The sequence below is a fragment of the Kocuria sp. MNB10 genome (assembly GCF_054073685.1).
Genome location: NZ_CM133411.1, coordinates 1,651,742 through 1,670,123, shown reverse-complemented (window position 1 = coordinate 1,670,123; position 18,382 = coordinate 1,651,742). Strand labels below are relative to the sequence as shown.

Here is an 18,382-nt window from a genome sequence, read left to right as displayed (position 1 = left end):
GAACATGTAACCACAGCGCCCCGGAAAACGCCGGACTACCGGGGTTCACCGATCCCGCTCACGTAGAATCGGGACGGTGACCACAGATCTTTCCTCATCATTCAAGGCGTACGACGTCCGCGGCATCGTGGGCGAGAGCATCACCGCGGACAGCGTGCGCGCCACCGGTGCCGCGTTCGTGGACGTCCTGGGCCTGGCCGGCTCCGGGGTGGTCGTGGGTGGCGACATGCGCCCCTCTTCCCCCGAGTTCGTGGAGGCGTTCGCGGCTGGCGCCACTCGCCGCGGTGCGGACGTCACGGTGATCGGCAGCATCTCCACGGACGAGCTGTACTTCGCGTGCGGCACCCTGGACAGCGCCGGCGTCACCTTCACCGCGAGCCACAACCCGGCCGAGTACAACGGCATCAAGATGGCCAAGGCCGGAGCCGTCCCCGTCTCCTCGGACACCGGCCTGTACGAGATCCGCGACGTCGCGCAGCGCTACCTGCACGCCGGGGAGATCCCGGCCTCCGAGCACCGCGGCCAGGTCTCGCGTCGGGACGTACTGGGTGACTACGCCCATTACCTGCGCAGCCTGGTGGACCTCTCCGGGATCCGCCCCCTCAAGGTCGTGGTGGACGCGGGCAACGGGATGGCCGGGCTGACCACTCCGGCGGTGCTCGGGGACGCACTGTTGGACCCGCTGCCGCTCGAAATCGTCCCGCTGTACTTCGAGCTGGACGGCACATTCCCCAACCACCCCGCCAACCCACTCGAGCCCGCCAACCTCGAGGACCTGCAGCGGGCCGTGCGCGAGCACGGCGCGGACATCGGGCTCGCGTTCGACGGCGACGCCGACCGCTGCTTCGTGGTGGACCAGAACGGTGATCCCGTCTCCCCGTCCGCGGTGGCCGCGATCGTCGCCGAGCGCGAGATCACCCGGGCCCGCGCCGCAGGTGAGGACCGGCCCGTGGTGATCCACAACCTCATCACGTCCAAGGCGGTCCCCGAGCGGATCGAGGCCTCGGGCGGGCGTGCCGTGCGCACGCGCGTGGGCCACTCCTTCATCAAGGCGGTCATGGCCTCCGAGCGCGCCGTCTTCGGCGGTGAGCACTCCGCGCACTACTACTTCAAGGACTTCTTCAACGCGGACACGGGCATGCTCGCCGCGATGCACGTGCTGGCCGCGCTGGGTGAACAGGACGCGCCGCTGAGCGATCTCATGCGCACGTACGACCCCTACGTGGCCTCCGGGGAGATCAACTCCGAGATCGAGGACAAGGCCGCCGCGGTGGACCGCGTCCGAGCCCACTTCGCGGCCACGGACCCCGCCGTGCAGGTCGAGGACATGGACGGCACCACGTTCACCCACCCCGAGCAGGGCTGGTGGTTCAACCTGCGTCCGTCCAACACCGAGCCGTTCCTGCGGCTCAACGTGGAGGCCCCGGACGCCGCCACCATGGAGTCGGTGCGGGACACCGTCCTGCAGCTCGTGCGACAGGACTGAGCCCGCCGGGCGCCGCGGGTCCCACCTGCGGCGCCCCCGCTCGAAACGCCGTCCCCGGGCACCCGCCGCGGGCTGCCCGGGACGGCCCGGAGAACACGACGACGCCGCGCGGCCCAGGTGGCCACGCGGCGTCGCCGTCATGTCAGGGAGGCTCAGGCGTTCGCGGCGCGCGCCTCGTCGTGGAGCATCCACTGGTCGGGACCGAAGATCTCGTAGTGGATGTTGCGCCCCGGCACACCCTTCTCGATGAGCTGCGAGCGCAGCGCCTTCATGAAGGGCAGGGGGCCGCACATGAACGCGTTGGTGTCCTCGTCCACGTCCAGGTCCACGTCCGTGATGTTCATGAAGCCCTCGTGGTCGCCCTCACCGGGGGTCTCCATCCACGTGATCATCGTGGCGTTGGGCAGGCTGTCCACGAGACGCTCCATGATCTGGCGGCCGGGCCAGCGCTCCTTGGAATGATCCGCGTGCAGCACGGTGACCTTGCGCTGCGAACCCTCCTTGGCCAGGCGGTCCAGGAACGCGACGATGGGCGTGGTGCCGATGCCTGCCGAGACCAGCACGAGCGAGCCGTGGCCCTCGTCCAACACCACGTCACCGTAGGGGTTGGAGATCTCCAGGACGTCGCCCTCGTTGATGTCCTCGTGCAGGATGGGCGTGACCTCGCCTTGGGGATCCTTGCGGATCACCACGCGGCGATGGCCCTCTTGGGACGGCACCAGCGTGAACTGGCGGGGCTGGCGGATCCCGTCCTTGACCTTGACCTGGATGGTCACGTACTGACCGGGGATGGGGCGGGTCAGCGGGGTGTCGTCCGCGGGTTCGAACTCGAACGCCACCACGCCCTCGGCGATGTCCTCCTTGGACACGAGCTTGAAGGGCGCGAACATGACGTCGTTGGCCTGCTGGCCGTAGAGGCCCTTCTCGAGCTTGATCAGCGCATCCGCCATGAGCCAGTACACCTCGTCCCACGCGGCCACGACCTCGGGGGTCGCGGCGTCACCCAGGTCCGCGGCGATGGCCCCGAACAGGTGCTCGTGGACGGTGGGGTACTCCTCGGGCAGCAGCCCCAGGGACGCGTGCTTGTGGGCCACGCGCGAGAGCACCTCGTCCGGGTAGGAGTCCGGGTGGTTGAGCAGGTGCGAGGCGAAGGCCACGATGGAACCGGCAAGCGCCTGCGGCTGGGTGCCGTTCTTCTGGTTGGAACGGCTGAACATGCCGTCCAGCAGATCGGGGCGGGCGTTGAACATGGACTTGTAGAACTCGGGGGTGATCGCGGGGATCCGATCGGCGATCACGCCGATGGTTTGCTCGATGACCGGGCGGGACTTCTGGGACAGCATGATGATTTCCTCTCATCGCGGTGTGACGAGAGTCAATTTAGCATTTGAAATGCACGTTAAAGAACCGACGCGCCATCCCTGGCGGCGGGGGTTCGCACGCTCGGGGGACGCAGCCCCAGTTGCACTGCGATGGGGCCCACCTGGCGGGGATTCACGAGGTCCGCGATGGTGATGCCGTCCAGTTCCCGGTAGAAGGCCTCACGCGCCCCGGCCAGGGCCCGGCGCAGCCGGCAGCCGTGGTTGAGCGGGCATGCGACCTCGTCCGCCTCGCACTCCACGATCGCGGTGTCCGCCTCCAGGATCCGCAGCACCTGGCCCACACTGGCCTCCCGGCCCTCGTCCGTGAGTATGACCCCGCCAGCGCGCCCGCGTTGCGAGCACAACAGGGACATCCCGCGCAGTTTGGCCACCGTCTTGGCCACGTGGTTGTACGGCGCCCCCACGCCGTCCGCGATGCGCTGCGTGGACATCATGGTGTCCGGGGGCAGCCCTCCCATGAGCAGCAGCACCCGCAGCGCGATGTCCGAAAAAGCTGTCAGCCGCACAGTTGTCCCTTCGTCACCGGCCCGTCCTCAGCCCACCGATGACGACGCCGCGCGGCCGGTCTGGCCGCGCGGCGTGATCATACAGGATGGCCCCGGCCGCGTGACAACGCGGATCGGAAGACCGGCGTCAGCTGTTGCGCAACCGGTCCTCGAGCCCGGCGCGCTGTTCGAGAATCACCTCCGGCACGTCGCCGAGGCGCGCGAACCACTCGTCGATCCCGGGCAGTTCGTTGAGCCACTCGTCCTTGTCCACGCGCAGCGCGGCCTCGAGATCGGCGTCGGAGATGTCCAGGCCGGTCAGGTCCAGGTCCTCCTTGCCCGGGACCACACCCACGGGGGTCTCGTGTCCCTCCGCGGTGCCCTTGAGGCGTTCGACGATCCACTTGACCACGCGGGAGTTCTCCCCGAAGCCGGGCCACGCGAAACCGCCCTCCGGGGTGCGGCGGAACCAGTTGACGTAGTAGATCCGCGGCATGTTCTCCTCGCCCACGCGGGCGCCGGTATCCAGCCAGTGCTCCAGGTAGTCATTGGCGTTGTAGCCGATGAACGGGAGCATGGCCATGGGGTCACGGCGCACCACGCCCACGGCGCCCTTGGCGGCCGCGGTGGTCTCGGAGGACAGCGTGGCTCCCTGGAAGACGCCGTGTTCCCACCCGAAGGACTCGGAGACCAGAGGCACGGTCGTCTTGCGGCGGCCACCGAAGATGATCGCGGACAGCGGCACACCCTCGGGGTCGTCGTACTCGGGGGCCAGGATCTCGACCTGCTTGATGGGGGTGCAGAACCGGGAGTTGGGGTGCGCGGCGGGGCGGCCGGACTGGGGAGTCCAGTCGTTGCCCTTCCAGTCCGTGAGGTGCTCGGGGATGTCGTCGGTCATACCCTCCCACCACACGCCGCCGTCGTCGGTCAGCGCCACGTTGGTGAAGATGGTGTTGCCGCGTTCGATCGCCCGCATGGCGTTGGGGTTGGTGGACCACCCGGTGCCGGGTGCCACACCGAACAGGCCGGCCTCGGGGTTGACCACGCGCGGGGTGTGGTCCTTGCCGAAGCGGATCCAGGCGATGTCGTCCCCGACCATCTCGGCCTTCCAACCCTCGATGGTGGGCTCGAGCATCGCGAAGTTGGTCTTGCCGCACGCGGACGGGAACGCCCCCGCGATGTAGTGGGACTCCCCCTGCGGGTCGGTGATCTTGAGGATGAGCATGTGCTCAGCCAGCCAGCCCTCGTCATGGGCGATCGCCGAGGCGATGCGCAGCGCGTAGCACTTCTTGCCCAGCAGCGCGTTGCCGCCGTAACCGGAGCCGAAGGACCAGATGGCCCGGTCCTCGGGGAACTGCACGATGTACTTGGCGGGGTTGCACGGCCACGGCACGTCCTGTTCGCCGGGCTGCAGCGGGGCACCCAGGGAGTGGACGCACTCCACGAACTCCGCCTTGTCGCGGGACATCCTCTCGAGGACGGGCGTGCCGATCGTGGCCATGATCCGCATGGAGCACACCACATAGGGCGAGTCCGTGATCTCCACGCCGTACTGGGGCTTCTGAGCGTCCAGTGAGCCCATCACGAACGGGATCACGTACATGGTGCGACCGCGCATGGCCCCGTTGAAACGCTTGGTCAGCGTCTCCTTCATGGCCGTGGGGTCTTCCCAGTTGTTGGTGGGACCGGCACCCTTCTCGGTCTTGGTGCAGATGAACGTGCGCTCCTCCACGCGGGCCACGTCCTCGGGGTCCGAGAACGCCGCGAAGGAATTGGGGAGCTTCTCGTCCGAGAGCCGGACCAGGGTGCCCGCCTCCACCATGAGGTCGGTGAGCCGGGTCCACTCGGCTTCCGAACCGTCTGCCCAGTGGATGTGATCCGGCTGGGCCAGCTCGGCGATCCCACGCACCCAGTCCACGAGCTCCCGGTAATCCGTGGGGGGATTGTCCAGGGACTGCTGGACCTCGCGGTTCAGGGCGGTGGTCCCGGTGGTTGCTGTGCCGTTGTCAGCCATTGACATGTCTCCTCGTTGAGGCCGTCGTACGTGCCGCTTCCCGCCGAGGTGCGCCGTCCGTTCATGCTTGCCACGTCACTGTGGAACGGTTCCGGGGGCCGACCTCGCAGGGGGTTGCGCGCGGGTGTGCCTGGAGTCTATCGCGGGGGGGCCCTTCCGGAACGCGAGTTACACCACATCGCGGCCCCGACCATACGGCTCGCACCGCCCAGCCGCCCCGGCACCGCGCGGGCACCACTCCGGCGCGATTTGTCGCCGGGCACCGGCGGGTGTAAGTTATTACCCGTTGCAAGGGCCTCGGTCGTTGCTTCAGGAGCGCCTGTAGCTCAACGGATAGAGCATCTGACTACGGATCAGAAGGTTGTAGGTTCGAATCCTATCGGGCGCACTTCTTGTCGGACCCCGCATCCCCCAGGATGCGGGGTCCTTCTCATTCACCGCCGCGCCTCGGTATCAGGATCGGCTCCAGGATCGAGGTACCGCCGTGTCCCCTCTCACGACCCCCGTTCGTCGTCTCACCCTGGGCGCCGCGGCGCTCGCGCTGGCCCTCACGGGGTGCGCGGCTCCCACCGATTCGGCGGCACCCTCCCCGTCCGCCTCCGCGACCACGAGCGCTGCGGCCCCGACGACGACGCCCGCCGCGCAGTCACCGTCCCCCACCCGGGGCGCGGAAGACGCGACGTCCCCCGCGGCGGCGGCGTCCCCGCAGGACGCCACCGATCACGCGGCGGCCGGGACCGCGCTGGCCGCGCTCGGGGACCTGCCCGTGAAGGGGCGCGCGCCCAAGACCGACTACTCGCGGGACCAGTTCGGCCCGCGCTGGGCGGACACCGATCACAACGGCTGCGACACTCGCAACGACATCCTGCGCCGGGACCTCACGGGGATCGCCGTCAAGCCGGGGACGCACGGGTGCAACGTGAGCTCCGGGGCGCTCGAGAGCCCGTACACCGGAGAGACGATCGACTTCGTGGCCGGGCAGACCACGAGCTCACAGGTGCAGATCGATCACGTGGTCGCACTGTCGGACGCGTGGCAGAAGGGCGCGCAGCAGCTCGACGCCGCGCGGCGCACCGAACTCGCGAACGACCCGCTCAACCTGCTCGCCGTGGACGGGCCGAGCAACAACACCAAGTCGGACGCGGACGCCGCCACGTGGCTGCCGCCGCGCACCGGCGAGCGCTGCGAGTACGTGGCCACCCAGATCGCGGTCAAGCAGCGCTACGAATTGTGGGTCACCGACGCCGAGAAGAACGCCATGGTGCGCGTGCTCGACACGTGCCCCGAGCAGCCGCTGCCCGAAGCGCGTCCCATCCCGGATCCCGCGGACTCACCCGTGGCTCCCGTGACCGAGGCGCCGGCTGCGCAAGCGGCAGCCGCCGAGGCGCCCTCGACTCCGGAGGCATCGGCTCCTGTGGCACCAGCTCCGGCCGCACCCGGTGCGGGCGCGGGATCCGATCCTGCGGACGGTGCCGTCGCGGAGGCCGAGGCGCCCGGTGCGGGAGCTCCGGGCGTTCCGGGTGCGGACGTCTACTTCTCGCGGTGCGCCGAGGCGCGCACGGCGGGGATGGCCCCGCTCTACGCCGGCACGCCGGGGTACCGTCCCGGCTTGGACGGCGACGGCGACGGCGTGGCCTGCGAGTCCAGGAGCTGAGCACCGGCTCGGGGTGAACTCCACACCCGAGGGGGCTCCGCATGAGCCCCATGCCCGCGGCGCATGGAACCGTGCGGGTTCTAAACCCCCGGGGTGTGGAAGCGCGTGAGGCGGGCGTCGGCGCCGTCGAGCACGGCCCAGTCCCCGGGGACCTCGAGCACCGCGGTGCCCCCGGTCGGGAAACCCGTGGCGGCATCCATCATGGCGTCCTGGTCCGAGTCACGAGAGGCCAGGCGCAGGATGGTGTCCAGCACCCCGGGCATGTGGGCGACCACCATGAGGGTGCGCACGGTTTCCGGGGCGTGGTTCACGGCCGCGATGATCTGCGCGTCGGTGGCGTCGTAGAGCCCGTCCCACAACTGCGGCGTGGGGGCCTTCTCCCCGAGTTCATGGCACACCCACGTGATGGTCTGGCGGGTGCGCAGCGCCGGGGACACCAGGATCATGTCCGGCGCGGCATGTTCGGCCAGCCACCGTCCCACGTCCGCGGCCTCACGGGCACCGCGCGGCGCCAGGGGGCGGTCGTGGTCCGGGACGTCCCGCGGGAAGTCCGCTTCCCCGTGCCGCATGATCACCAGGTGCTTGAGGTCGTGGGGTGCCATGGGCCCCAGTGTGTCACGGCGGGGTGCAGCCCGGTCACGGAAGCAACGCGACGGCGCGCTCCCGGGTGAGCGCGGTCTCGCGACTGAGGAGGATCAGATGGAGTACTCGGGCGCGGCCCACACGACGACCTCGGGGTGGTCGTAGAACCGGTACCCCTGACCGCGAACGGTGCGCACGGTGTTGGCCAAGCGACCCAGCTTAGAACGCAACCGCCGCACATGCACGTCGATCGTGCGCTCGGAGGGGACCTCCTCGGCGTCGCCCCACAGGCTGTCGAGCAGCTCGGTGCGACCCACGGTGCGGGTGCCGTTCTCCACGAGGTAGTTGAGCAGTTCGAACTCGCGGTGGGTCAGGTTCAGCAGCTCCCCGTCCAGGAACACTTCGCGGCGGGAGAGGTCGATCAGCACGCCCACCCGCTGACAGTCAATCGCGCTCCCGGCACCGGCCGCGGGCAGCGGCGCAATGGGTTCGATCACCGGGTCCGAGAACGTGGGGTCACCCAACGCGCTGCGCACGACTTCGAGGTCCGTACCTTCCGCGTGCACCGGGGCGAGGGCCACGGCGGCGTAGGAATCGGACTCGGGGACCGCGGAGCTGATGAACTGGCGGACGTCCTGCACGAGCTGCACGAGGTTGATCCCGCGGTCGGCGGCGGCTTGCTCGTCCACGCCCACGTAGATCACGAAGCCGCGGGCCTCGGTGGGCTGCTGCCCCGCGCCCGGTTGACGTTCCAGGCGTGAATCGGCACCGTGTTCGGCGGCGACGGAACGCAGGTGTCGGAAATCCTCAGCGGTCCCCACCATGCGATGCGCCCCGCGGGGTCGGGCCGTGGACTGGGCTCCACCCAGTCGGTGTCGCTGCGAGATGTGGACGTAACCCGGTGCGCCTGACATTCGAACCCCTGCCTCGTGATGCCCCCGTTCCCATGAATTCCCTGGAAAACGGCATTATCATCATGTTCTGCGACGCGCGGCTGGACTGGCAAGTAATATATGGGTTTTTTTCTCACATAGTGAGACCTACTCTTGATTCACGCGATCCCATGGCGAAATGGATTGCATTCTCGCCGAGATGAGGGGCTACTTCCCTGCTCGAGATGCTTTCCGAGAGCCGACGAGCGGGGCCTCAGTGCGCGACGCCGTACAGGCGGTCGCCCGCATCCCCGAGGCCGGGAACGATGTACGCGTTCTCGTCCAGTCGTTCGTCCACGGACGCCAGCACCACATTGACCTCGCTGTCGTCCAGTTCCCGGGTCAACCGGTCGAGGCCCTCGGGCGCCGCCAGCAAGCACACGCACGTGATCTGTTCGGCACCGCGGCGGTAGAGGAACTTGATGGCCTCGCTCAGCGTGCCACCCGTGGCGAGCATGGGATCGAGCACGTACACCTGACGGCCCGTGAGATCGTCCGGCAGCCGTTCGGCGTACGTGATGATGTCCAGCGTGGTGTCGTCACGCGCCATCCCCAGGAACCCGACCTCCGCGGTGGGGATCAACCGGGTCATCCCCTCGAGCATGCCCAGCCCCGCGCGCAGGATGGGCACGACGAGCGGCCGCGGGTACGCGAGCGCGATCCCCTGGGTCTCGGCCACCGGGGTCCGTACCGTGACCGGCTCCACGCGCACGTCCCGGGTCGCCTCGTACGCCAGCAGGGTGACCAGTTCCTCCACCAACAACCGGAACACCGGGGAGGAGGTGTCCTTGTCGCGCAGCACACTCAGTTTGTGGGCGACCAGGGGGTGATCCAAGACAGTGACTCGCATACCTCAGAATCTAGCAGCCGCCGCAGGGCCCGCGGACGTCACGGATTCATCACACGCCGGGGAAGATCAGCCGAGGGGACGAGGACGTGCCATAGGGTCATACGGGAGACTCGACATGGTTCTGCGCACGGCAATCCTCGGAAGGGACACCTGAATATGACGGCTCCGGTTCTCGAAACAGAGAATTTGGTCAAGATCTACGGCAGAGGAGAAACCCGCTTCGACGCCCTCAAGGGCATCAACCTGGAGATCGGCAAGGGCGAGTCCGTTGCGGTGGTGGGAAAATCCGGTTCGGGCAAATCCACTCTCATGCACCTGCTGGCGTTGCTGGACGCCCCCACGCACGGCGTCGTGGCCCTGGAGGGCAAGCCCACCGGAGATCTGAATGCCAAAGAACTCAACGAACTGCGCAATTCCGCGTTCGGTTTCGTGTTCCAGCAGTTCTTCCTGACCCCCAATCAGAGCGTGTTGGAAAACGTCACGCTCCCTCTGAAGATCGCAGGTGTTCCGGCCGGTGAGCGCAAACGCCGCGGCATGGAAGTCCTCGACCAACTGGACATGGCGGACAAGGCCGAGAACAAGGCCACCGATCTTTCGGGTGGTCAGAAACAGCGCGTGGTGATCGCGCGAGCCCTGATCAACGAACCCTCCGTGATCTTCGCGGACGAGCCCACCGGGAACCTGGACTCGGCAACGTCCCGGGTTGTGGAGGATATCCTCTTCGGGCTCAACCGGGACAAGGGCATCACCCTGGTGGTCGTGACCCACGATCTGGACCTCGCGCAGCGGTGCTCCCGGCAGATCTACCTCGTGGACGGGCAGATCGTACCGACCCCGGAGGCGGCCACGAACGACGTCGTCGATCGGCAGCCGCGCCGCGCCGCGCACCCGGCGGGCGCCGACGACGCCACCGGGACCGTCCGGATCACCGAGCCCACGACCGGCGAGATGATCACCCTCAGCGAGGCCGACGCCGCCGAGCTCACCCGCGCCGCCCAGGAACCCATGCGGCCGGGCAAGCACGCCGCCCCTTGGGCCACCAACACCCCACACCGCCCGACCGACCAGCCAGGAGCCACCGCGTGAAATTCCTCGATCTGCTGCGCACGGCGATCGCCAACACGTTCCGGTCCAAGGCCCGCACCGTCCTGACCGTGATCGCCATCTTCATCGGTTCCTTCACGCTCACACTGACCTCGGGCATCGGCACCGGCGTCAACGACTACATCGACAAGACCGTGGCCGCGTTCGGTAACCAGAACGCCCTGTACGTCCAGAAGGTGTCCGAGCCCTCCACCCCCGGCTCCGGCCAAGAGGATGGGCCCACCGAGTACGACCCCGAGCGGGCCAATGTGCAGACGGGGTTCGGTTCGATCGCAGGGCTCACGGACGCCGACATCGACAAGATCAGGGATATCGACGGCGTGGAGTCCGTGGACCCCATGTACATGGTCACGCCCACCTACCTGGAGGCCCCCGACGGCAAGAAGTTCCAGCTGAGCCTGGGCTCCCCGGCGGAAGCGGAAGGGCTGCAGCTGGAGGCCGGTGAGACCCCGGACCGGTCCGCGGACGAGATCCTGCTGCCCGCCTCCTGGGTGGCGCCCCTGGGTTTCGACTCCAACGAGGACGCCGTGGGCAAAACCGTGACGATCGCCATGCGCAACGCCGCCGGCGAGACCCGAGCCTTCGACGTCCGGGTCTCCGGCATCAGCCAGGCCTCCCTCGCGGGCGCGTCCACCAGCCCCATTCCCTCGTCGGAGCTGAACAGGAAGCTGTACGAGTACCAGACCTCGGGCTCACCCCGGGAGATGCCCAACACGTACTTCACCGCCACGGCCAACCTGAGCGACAACGCCGAGGTGGGCCCCATCAAGTCCCAGCTCGCGGACGACGACATGCTGGGCGTAACGGTCGAGGACCAGCTCGGGATGTTCCGGGCCGTGATCAACGGGATCGTGTGGATCCTCAACTCCTTCGCGATCATCGCGCTGCTCGCGGCCGGATTCGGCATCGTGAACACGCTGCTCATGTCCGTCCAGGAACGCACCCGCGAGATCGGGCTCATGAAGGCCATGGGGATGAGCGGGGGCAAGGTCTTCGGCCTGTTCTCCCTCGAGGCCATCTTCATCGGTTTCCTGGGCTCCGCGATCGGAGCCGCCGTGGGCGTGGCCACCGGCAGCATCCTCAGCGGGGTCCTCTCCAACGGGTTGCTTTCCTCGCTGCCCGGGCTGAGTCTGTTCTTGTTCGACCCGCTCAAGATCGTGATCATCATCCTCGCGGTGATGTTCATCGCGTTCCTCGCCGGGACCATCCCCGCCATGCGGGCGGCCCGGCAGGATCCCATCAATGCCCTTCGATACGAGTAATCCCCCCACACTCACGCAGTATCACTCGCACGATGCACAGGAAGGACAGTCCTCATGAGCAACGACACCCCCAACAACAACCCGCACAACCCTCCGTACGGTGACCCGGGCGCGACCCAGCCCGTGCCGCCCCAGCCCCTCGGGCAGGGCGCAGTCAACGGCTCGCCCCAGGGGCAGCAGTACGGCATGACCGGCGGCAAGTACGGCACCTCGGAGTACAACCCCAACCAGTACACCGGCACCATGGGCCGCCCCTCCACGGTGGACAAGCTGCTCAAGCTGACCCTGGCGTCCCTGGGGCTCTACGTCCTCAACGGCATCATCGGCCTGATCGCGGCGAGCAGCGTGGACTACACCCAGATGTACCGCGACATGGGCCTGAGCACGGAAATGGCCGATCAGAGCGCGAGCCAGATGGCCATGACCACCGGCCCCGTCGCCAGCATCATCAGCCTGATCATCGGACTCGCGCTGTACTTCCTGGTCTACAACGGCCTGAAGAAGGGCAAGAACTGGGCTCGCATCCTGGGCACCGTCCTCGCGGCCATCGCCATCCTGAGCGGAATCTTCGGCCTGTTCGGTGTCTTCATCTACCCCGCGCCGTGGAACATCATCATGGCCATCCTGATGATCGTGAAGGTCGTGGTGGACATCCTGTGGATCGTGACCGCGTTCCGCGCCCCTACCTCCGCGTGGTTCAACCAGAACCGCGTCCAGCGCTGACACAGCGTGGCATTACCGCACACCGCCAGGTCCATCCAGCTCTCGGGCTGGATGGACCTGGCTCTGTCAGAGGCTCGCGCCACGGAAGGCACGGGGGACGTGCCGATCGGCGCCGTCGTCCTGGACCCGGACGGCCGGGTCATCGGGCGCGGGTACAACCGCCGCGAGGCCGACGGCGATCCCACCGCCCACGCCGAGGTCCTGGCCCTGCGGAAGGCTTCCCGCGCGCTGGGGTCCTGGCGGCTGGAAGGCTGCACCCTGGTGGTGACGCTCGAACCGTGCGCCATGTGCGCCGGGGCGATCGTGCTGGCTCGGGTGCCCACCGTGGTGTTCGGGGCATGGGACCCCAAGGCGGGGGCGTGCGGATCGGTGTTCGACATCGTGCGTGATCCGCGCCTGAACCACTGGGTGGAGGTCACGGGCGGGGTTCGCGAGGCCGAGTGCGCCGCCTTGCTGCACGAGTTCTTCCGGGGCCACCGCAACCCCTGAACCGGGCCGCGCCCAGCCCTGGTTTGGAGGGGTTGCGCCCCGGGCTGTAAAGTGCTGGGAGTTGGTGACGTGTCCGAGCGGCCGAAGGTGCATCACTCGAAATGATGTTTGGTGTCAAAGCCAACGTGGGTTCAAATCCCACCGTCACCGCCAATTTTCGAGGCCCCTGCCTCCCCGAATTTCCGGGGGAGCAGGGGCCTCGTTCATGACCAGAGCCGGTTCACCCCCGGCCCGCGAAGCCGTCCACGAGGGCCACGGACTCCGGAGTCCCGGAGCGCTCGGCGATTACGCTGATCTCCTCCGCCAGGTGGGTCTCGTACTCCGCGACGACGCCGCGGCGCAGCAAGCGCTTCGTGGACCCGTAGGAACCGGCGGTTCCCGCGACGAAACGGTCCTCCACCTCTGTCAATCGCTCGGCGAACTCCTCCGCCGAAACGGATTCAGCAGCAATCCCCCACTCGACCGCTTCCGTCCCGGTGAGCCGGCGACCCCCGAGGGTCAGTTCCACCGAACGTTGATGACCCACTGCGCGGGGCAGCAGATAGGACACACCGGTGTCCGGCGTCAGGCCGATCGCGGCGTAGGCGGCGAGCACGGTGGCGTCCTCCCGGATGAGCGCCCAGTCGGAGTTGAGGATCAGCCCCAGTCCGGCCCCGGCCGCCGTGCCATTGACCCCGGCGATGATGAGCAGCCGCGAGCGCACCATGGCCAGGGCCAGATCCCGGGCCGCGGAGGCGAGTTCCCGCAGGAACTCGGGACGCTCGGTGGCCGGACGACCGGCCATGCCCTTGACGTCACCGCCCGCGCTGAAGAACCGCCCCGAACCCGTGAGGCTCAGCACGTGGACGGTGGGATCGGCTTCCGCCCGTCGCAGGGCGGACAGTGTCTCGCGCGCGAGGTCCAGGTCCACGGCGTTGCCGGTGGCCGCGCGGTCCCACACGATCCGCACCACGCCGGCTCTGTGCTCCACCCGGACGGCATCGGGGTGTTCCACGGTGTCCTCCTGCCTCATACCGGGTTCGTCCGTTCCGCCCGCAGTTCGCGCTTGAGCAACTTGCCGGACTGGTTGCGGGGCAGCTCCGCGACGAAGTCCACACGCTTGGGCACCTTGTAATCGGCCAGGCGGGCCTTCACATGGGAGCGCACCGACTCCGCGGTGAACTCCGATCCCTCCTTGGGGACGATCACCGCCGTGACGGCCTCGATCCACCGTTCGTCCGGGAGCCCCACCACCGCGACCTCGGCGACGTCGGGCAGCTCGTAGATGCAGTCCTCGATCTCGCGAGGAGCCACCAGGACACCCCCGGTGTTGATCACGTCCTTGATCCGGTCCACCACCTGAATGTACCCCTGTTCGTCCTGCACCACCTGGTCCCCGGAACGGAACCAGCCGTCCACGAACGCGTCCGCCGTGGCCTCTGGCTTGTTCCAGTAGCCGGTCAGCAGCTGCGGGGAGCGGTACTGGATCTCCCCTGGCTCCCCGGGTTGAGCGACCCGGCCCTCGGACGTGACCACCCGCGCCTCCACGTTGAACACGGGACGCCCACACGACGCCGGACGGGCGTCGTGCTCGGCGGGTGTCAGGACGGTGCACAGGGGCCCGAGTTCCGACTGCCCGAAGCAGTTGTAGAACCCGATGCCCGGATAGCGGGAGCGCAACCGTTGCAGCACCGTGACGGGCATGATGGACGCGCCGTACTGCGCCTTGCGCAACGACGACAGGTCCCGAGTCTCGAGGTCGGGGTGATTGCTCAGCGGCACCCATACGGTGGGCGCCAGGAACAGCGAACCCACGTGCTCCTCCTCGACCAGCTGCAGGATCTCGGCGATATCCGGTTTCCGGGTCAATCGCACCGCCGCCCCCAGAGCGAGGTAGGGCAGCAGGAACACGTGCATGCCCGCCGAGTGGTAGAGCGGCATGGCCACGAGCGGACGGTCCTGCGCGGTCAGGTCCAGCGCGATGATCGCAGACGTGTACTCGGCCAACAGAGCGGCGTGCGTCATCATGGCGCCCTTGGGCGCCGACGTGGTGCCGGAGGTGTAAAGCAGCTGCAGCAGATCGTGGCCGCGCACCGTCACCCGGACGGCAGCGTCGTCGGCCCGGGGATCGAACGCGGTCTCCTGAAGCGAGGTGTCGTCGTCCTCGCCGCCGGGCAGCATGGGCAGGACGCGTTCGACGGCGCGTGCTCTCCCGGAGTTCCGGACCTGCGCCACGAGCGGCAACAGTTCGGGATCGGCAATCACCGTGGTGGCCCCGGAGTCCTCGAGGACGTACGCGAGCTCGTCCCCTTTCAGTGCGAAGTTGACGGGGACGTGCACGAGCCCCGCTTGGGCGCACGCGAGGTACAGGATCGTGTAGACGTCCGAGTTCACGCCGAACGCCGCGACGCGCGTCCCCGGGGTCAGGCCCGCATCGGCCAGGCGGCGCGCGACCCGCCGGACCGCGTCCCCCAGCTCCCGGTACGACCAGCACCGGTCCTGGAAGAGCAACGCGGTGGCACCGCCGTTGCGCGACACGGCCCGTTGCAGCAGAGCCCCCACGGTGTCGGCGCGGGCCTCGCCCTGCGGTTCGTCCTCGGTGGATGGCGGCGTATGTGGTGCGGGATCGGTCATGGCGGGGTTCCCCTCATGGTCGGGTCCTCGGAGTCGGCGCGGATCCGGGGACGACGGCGCTCCCCGGGTCCGCGCGCGTAGTAGCCACAGTGCCCAAATGCGGGGGTGTTGTCCAGATCACGCCAGCTCCGCGCCACATCCGCCCTCCTCGAATATCTAGTGGAGCAAAAGCAGCTCGGGGTGCTCGGATGCTGCTTCTACTCAGTAAAAGCAGAGGGGTGCAGGGGGCGCCCACATGCTGGACGCATATTGCACGTTTACTTACTAATAGGTAGAACTGGGGTATGGGCCACCCCGGGATCAAGGGATTCTTTCGTGCAGCCGCTGGAATCCTGAGCTACCCCCAGGACCCACGGTCCTTCGCGCAGGTCTTCGGCTCCCTGACGAGCGCACATTACACACGAGGCCGCATCACGCACGTGCGGCGCGAGACCCCCGACACCGTGACCCTGTTCTTCACCGCGGGTGAGGGGTGGATCCCGCACCGGGCGGGGCAGTGGGCGCGGATCGGCGTGGAAGTGGACGGGAAGCGGATCTGGCGTCCGTACTCCATCAGCGCCCCCGAACACGGTGACCCGTCGATCACCGTCAAAGCGCAGGGCCTGGTGTCCGAACACATCGTTGAGCGCACCGCCCCGGGCAACGTGCTCTACCTGGAACGCCCCGAAGGACAGTTCCTGCTCCCGGACACCCCCACAGAATTGCTGTTCATGGTGGCCGGTTCCGGGATCACCCCGGTGATGTCCATGCTGCGGACCCTCATGCCGCGCAGGCCGGACCACGACGTCGTGCTGGTCTACGTGTCCCGGAGCCGGGAGTCGTGCATCTTCCACGACGAGATCCTGGAACTCGCGGACCAGTTCCCGGGTCTGCGGCCGGTCTTCTGGTTCACCGAGGAACGCGGCCGCCTCGACGCCTCCGACGCCGATGCCCTGGCCGAGCTGTGTCCCGATCACGCGGACCGGGTGACGTACGCGAGCGGCCCGGACTCGTTCGTCAGCGCCGTGGAGGACCTCTCGCGCAGCCACGGCGGCCCCCCCGTGGTGGAACGCTTCGATGTCACCAGGCAGTTCAGCGGCGGCCAACGCGGGGAAGTTTGGTTCACCCGTTCCGAGATGACCCTGGAGGTGGGCCCGGACGAAACCATCCTGGAGGCCGCCGAACGCGCGCAACACCAGCTGCCCCACGGATGCCGTATGGGCATCTGTCACAGTTGTCTGGTTCCCTTGACGGACGGGGCCGTGACCAACATCCGCACCGGTGAGCTGCACCGTGAACCCGGTCCCGTCCAGACGTGCGTGACCCGACCCGCTCCCCACGCCGCGTTCGACGCCTGACGCCCACACCCGGCGCCGAGCGCCGACACCGAACCTCCGGCACCTACACCCGGCGCCACCCGACTCGCCCTCCGGGAACGATCCACCCGGCGGCAACCCCCTCCCACGAAGGAACCCCATGACACTCGCACCCGCCGCCCGCCACACGGCCACCACGGCCGTGACGAATTCACCCCCGCGCCGCGATCCGCTGCGCCTCACGGAGGCCGAGCTCGCGGAACTCGCGGCCGATTTCGACGCCGTGCGGGACGAGGTCTTCTCCCGCCGCGGCCAGTCCGACGCCCAGTACATCCGCCGCGTGGTGGTACTGCAGCGCAGCCTGGAGATGACGGGGCGGGCCTGTCTGCTCTTCTCCCGTCACACACCCCTGTGGTGGGCCGGTGTGGGGTGCCTGAGCGTGGGCAAGATCCTGAACAACATGGAGATCGGCCACAACGTGCTCCACGGGCAGTGGGACTGGATGAACGACAAGGAGATCCACTCGACCACGTGGGAGTGGGACTTCGTGGCGCCGTCGGCGGGCTGGCAGCGAACCCACAACGAGACGCACCACACGTGGACCAACGTGCTCGGCAAGGATCGGGACGTGGGGTACAACGTGCTGCGCATGGACCCCGATCAGCCGTGGAAGCCCGTGAACCTGCTGAACCCGGTGATCAACCTGGGCCTGGCACCGGCATTTGAGTGGGGCATCGCGATCTACGACATCGAACTGGACCAGTTCCTGACCGGCAAGAAGTCCGGGCGGGCCACGTTCGAGGACTTCAAGCGCGTGTTGAAGAAGCTGGGCCGCCAGTCCGCCAAGGACTTCGTGGTCTCTCCGCTGCTGGCGTCTCTCACGGGTTCGGGGAAGGCGTCGCTTAAGGGGTTCCTGGCGGCGAACGTGATCCGCAACGTCTGGGCGCACACGGTCATCTTCTGCGGCCACTTCCCGGACGGCGCGGAGACCTTCACGGAGGAGGACGTGCGCGACGAGACTCGGGGGCACTGGTACCGCCGCCAGGCCATGGGCTCGGCGAACATCGACGGTTCACGCCTCATGCACTTCATGAGCGGGCACCTCTCCTTCCAGATCGAACACCACCTCTTTCCGGACATGCCGTCCAACCACCTGGCGCGCATCGCACCCCGCGTGCGGGAGATCTGCCGTAAGTACGGGATCCGCTACACCTCCGGCCCCCTGCCCCGGCAGGTCTTCCAGGCGTGGCGCAAGGTGTGCCGGCTCGCGCTGCCCTGACGACGACGCCGCTCGCGGCCCCGGCGCTTGCATCTACCGGCTCCGAATTCCCAGTGGAGTAGAAGCAGCTCGGGGTGCCCGGATTCTGCTTTTACTCCACTGGAGCAGCCACCCGCTGGGAGGGCCGGGCGGGTAGTTGCCGGGCGGGTGCGCGGGTCGTGAGCCCGCGGGTGGGCGGGCAACTCGTCCTGCCCGGCACGCGTCGCAAGTCCGATAGGTGTTCCCGCGGCGC

At 68.2% G+C, this 18,382-nt stretch carries 16 protein-coding genes and 2 tRNA genes; 10 read left to right on the top strand and 8 right to left on the bottom strand.

The window, feature by feature from the left end; translation table 11 throughout:
* Positions 1-76 precede the first annotated feature (76 nt).
* Positions 77-1,486, top strand: coding sequence for a phosphomannomutase/phosphoglucomutase (locus tag ACW9PK_RS07485; RefSeq protein WP_368843842.1), 1,410 nt, complete (start codon positions 77-79; stop codon positions 1,484-1,486).
* Positions 1,487-1,638: 152 nt separating this feature from the next.
* Here the strand turns inward: ACW9PK_RS07485 and ACW9PK_RS07480 are convergent, their stop codons facing one another.
* From ACW9PK_RS07480 to ACW9PK_RS07470, 3 genes are all read right to left on the bottom strand, one after another.
* A complete protein-coding gene (locus ACW9PK_RS07480; RefSeq protein WP_457015453.1) occupies positions 1,639-2,829 on the bottom strand; it encodes a globin domain-containing protein in 1,191 nt (396 codons plus the stop codon).
* A gap of 56 nt (positions 2,830-2,885) precedes the next feature.
* Positions 2,886-3,374 (bottom strand): RrF2 family transcriptional regulator, encoded by a 489-nt coding sequence (locus ACW9PK_RS07475; protein ID WP_368835153.1) that lies wholly within the window; start codon positions 3,372-3,374, stop codon positions 2,886-2,888.
* A gap of 127 nt (positions 3,375-3,501) precedes the next feature.
* A complete protein-coding gene (locus ACW9PK_RS07470; protein ID WP_368844079.1) occupies positions 3,502-5,367 on the bottom strand; it encodes a phosphoenolpyruvate carboxykinase (GTP) in 1,866 nt (621 codons plus the stop codon).
* Between the two features lie 315 nt (positions 5,368-5,682).
* Between ACW9PK_RS07470 and ACW9PK_RS07465 the strand changes: the two genes are divergently transcribed.
* Together ACW9PK_RS07465 and ACW9PK_RS07460 are read left to right on the top strand one after the other, a co-directional pair.
* Positions 5,683-5,755, top strand: a tRNA-Arg gene (locus ACW9PK_RS07465).
* 96 nt (positions 5,756-5,851) lie between these two features.
* Entirely contained in the window at positions 5,852-7,021 is a 1,170-nt protein-coding gene (locus tag ACW9PK_RS07460; RefSeq protein ID WP_144997165.1) for a GmrSD restriction endonuclease domain-containing protein, read from the top strand.
* Positions 7,022-7,101: 80 nt separating this feature from the next.
* Here the strand turns inward: ACW9PK_RS07460 and ACW9PK_RS07455 are convergent, their stop codons facing one another.
* The 3 genes from ACW9PK_RS07455 to upp form a co-directional block, all read right to left on the bottom strand.
* Complete coding sequence (locus ACW9PK_RS07455; RefSeq protein ID WP_167318033.1) at positions 7,102-7,623, bottom strand: SixA phosphatase family protein; 522 nt, start codon at positions 7,621-7,623, stop codon at positions 7,102-7,104.
* A gap of 93 nt (positions 7,624-7,716) precedes the next feature.
* Positions 7,717-8,517: a winged helix-turn-helix domain-containing protein gene (locus ACW9PK_RS07450; protein WP_144997161.1), complete on the bottom strand. Its 801-nt coding sequence runs from the start codon at positions 8,515-8,517 to the stop codon at positions 7,717-7,719.
* A gap of 232 nt (positions 8,518-8,749) precedes the next feature.
* Positions 8,750-9,385: a uracil phosphoribosyltransferase gene (gene upp, locus ACW9PK_RS07445; protein ID WP_064845136.1), complete on the bottom strand. Its 636-nt coding sequence runs from the start codon at positions 9,383-9,385 to the stop codon at positions 8,750-8,752.
* Between the two features lie 156 nt (positions 9,386-9,541).
* Here upp and ACW9PK_RS07440 point away from each other — a divergent pair, with 156 nt between their 5' ends.
* The 5 genes from ACW9PK_RS07440 (at position 9,542) to ACW9PK_RS07420 (ending at position 13,116) form a co-directional block, all read left to right on the top strand.
* Entirely contained in the window at positions 9,542-10,471 is a 930-nt protein-coding gene (locus tag ACW9PK_RS07440) for an ABC transporter ATP-binding protein (RefSeq protein ID WP_085106102.1), read from the top strand.
* Positions 10,468-11,751: an ABC transporter permease gene (locus ACW9PK_RS07435; RefSeq protein ID WP_457015452.1), complete on the top strand. Its 1,284-nt coding sequence runs from the start codon at positions 10,468-10,470 to the stop codon at positions 11,749-11,751. The genes ACW9PK_RS07440 and ACW9PK_RS07435 overlap by 4 nt, the downstream gene beginning before the upstream one ends.
* Positions 11,752-11,805: 54 nt before the next feature.
* Positions 11,806-12,474, top strand: a complete 669-nt coding sequence (locus ACW9PK_RS07430) for a DUF1129 domain-containing protein (protein WP_312795040.1) — start codon at positions 11,806-11,808, stop codon at positions 12,472-12,474.
* A 6-nt stretch (positions 12,475-12,480) separates the two neighbouring features.
* On the top strand, positions 12,481-12,963 hold the full coding sequence (gene tadA, locus ACW9PK_RS07425; RefSeq protein ID WP_370520569.1) for a tRNA adenosine(34) deaminase TadA: 483 nt from the start codon (positions 12,481-12,483) through the stop codon (positions 12,961-12,963).
* Positions 12,964-13,026: 63 nt separating this feature from the next.
* Positions 13,027-13,116, top strand: a tRNA-Ser gene (locus tag ACW9PK_RS07420).
* A 67-nt stretch (positions 13,117-13,183) separates the two neighbouring features.
* Here ACW9PK_RS07420 and ACW9PK_RS07415 read toward each other — a convergent pair.
* Both ACW9PK_RS07415 and ACW9PK_RS07410 read right to left on the bottom strand, forming a co-directional pair.
* Positions 13,184-13,975 (bottom strand): enoyl-CoA hydratase/isomerase family protein, encoded by a 792-nt coding sequence (locus ACW9PK_RS07415; protein ID WP_457015451.1) that lies wholly within the window; start codon positions 13,973-13,975, stop codon positions 13,184-13,186.
* Positions 13,972-15,576: a fatty acyl-CoA synthetase gene (locus ACW9PK_RS07410; protein WP_457015450.1), complete on the bottom strand. Its 1,605-nt coding sequence runs from the start codon at positions 15,574-15,576 to the stop codon at positions 13,972-13,974. Before ACW9PK_RS07410 ends, ACW9PK_RS07415 begins: the two co-directional genes overlap by 4 nt.
* Positions 15,577-15,860: 284 nt before the next feature.
* Here ACW9PK_RS07410 and ACW9PK_RS07405 point away from each other — a divergent pair, with 284 nt between their 5' ends.
* Together ACW9PK_RS07405 and ACW9PK_RS07400 are read left to right on the top strand one after the other, a co-directional pair.
* Complete coding sequence (locus ACW9PK_RS07405) at positions 15,861-16,913, top strand: flavin reductase family protein (protein WP_144997151.1); 1,053 nt, start codon at positions 15,861-15,863, stop codon at positions 16,911-16,913.
* A 118-nt stretch (positions 16,914-17,031) separates the two neighbouring features.
* Positions 17,032-18,150, top strand: coding sequence for a fatty acid desaturase family protein (locus ACW9PK_RS07400; RefSeq protein WP_457015449.1), 1,119 nt, complete (start codon positions 17,032-17,034; stop codon positions 18,148-18,150).
* Positions 18,151-18,382: the final 232 nt, after the last annotated feature.

What these genes read in the sequence shown, in the direction of transcription:
- ACW9PK_RS07410 (WP_457015450.1), bottom strand. Translation starts at nt 15,576, where the DNA reads ATGACCGATCCCGCACCACATACGCCGCCATCCACCGAGGACGAACCG.
- ACW9PK_RS07430 (WP_312795040.1), top strand. Translation starts at nt 11,806, where the DNA reads ATGAGCAACGACACCCCCAACAACAACCCGCACAACCCTCCGTACGGT.
- ACW9PK_RS07450 (WP_144997161.1), bottom strand. Translation starts at nt 8,517, where the DNA reads ATGTCAGGCGCACCGGGTTACGTCCACATCTCGCAGCGACACCGACTG.
- ACW9PK_RS07405 (WP_144997151.1), top strand. Translation starts at nt 15,861, where the DNA reads ATGGGCCACCCCGGGATCAAGGGATTCTTTCGTGCAGCCGCTGGAATC.
- ACW9PK_RS07400 (WP_457015449.1), top strand. Translation starts at nt 17,032, where the DNA reads ATGACACTCGCACCCGCCGCCCGCCACACGGCCACCACGGCCGTGACG.
- ACW9PK_RS07455 (WP_167318033.1), bottom strand. Translation starts at nt 7,623, where the DNA reads ATGGCACCCCACGACCTCAAGCACCTGGTGATCATGCGGCACGGGGAA.
- ACW9PK_RS07470 (WP_368844079.1), bottom strand. Translation starts at nt 5,367, where the DNA reads ATGGCTGACAACGGCACAGCAACCACCGGGACCACCGCCCTGAACCGC.
- upp (WP_064845136.1), bottom strand. Translation starts at nt 9,385, where the DNA reads ATGCGAGTCACTGTCTTGGATCACCCCCTGGTCGCCCACAAACTGAGT.
- ACW9PK_RS07440 (WP_085106102.1), top strand. Translation starts at nt 9,542, where the DNA reads ATGACGGCTCCGGTTCTCGAAACAGAGAATTTGGTCAAGATCTACGGC.
- ACW9PK_RS07415 (WP_457015451.1), bottom strand. Translation starts at nt 13,975, where the DNA reads ATGAGGCAGGAGGACACCGTGGAACACCCCGATGCCGTCCGGGTGGAG.
- ACW9PK_RS07480 (WP_457015453.1), bottom strand. Translation starts at nt 2,829, where the DNA reads ATGCTGTCCCAGAAGTCCCGCCCGGTCATCGAGCAAACCATCGGCGTG.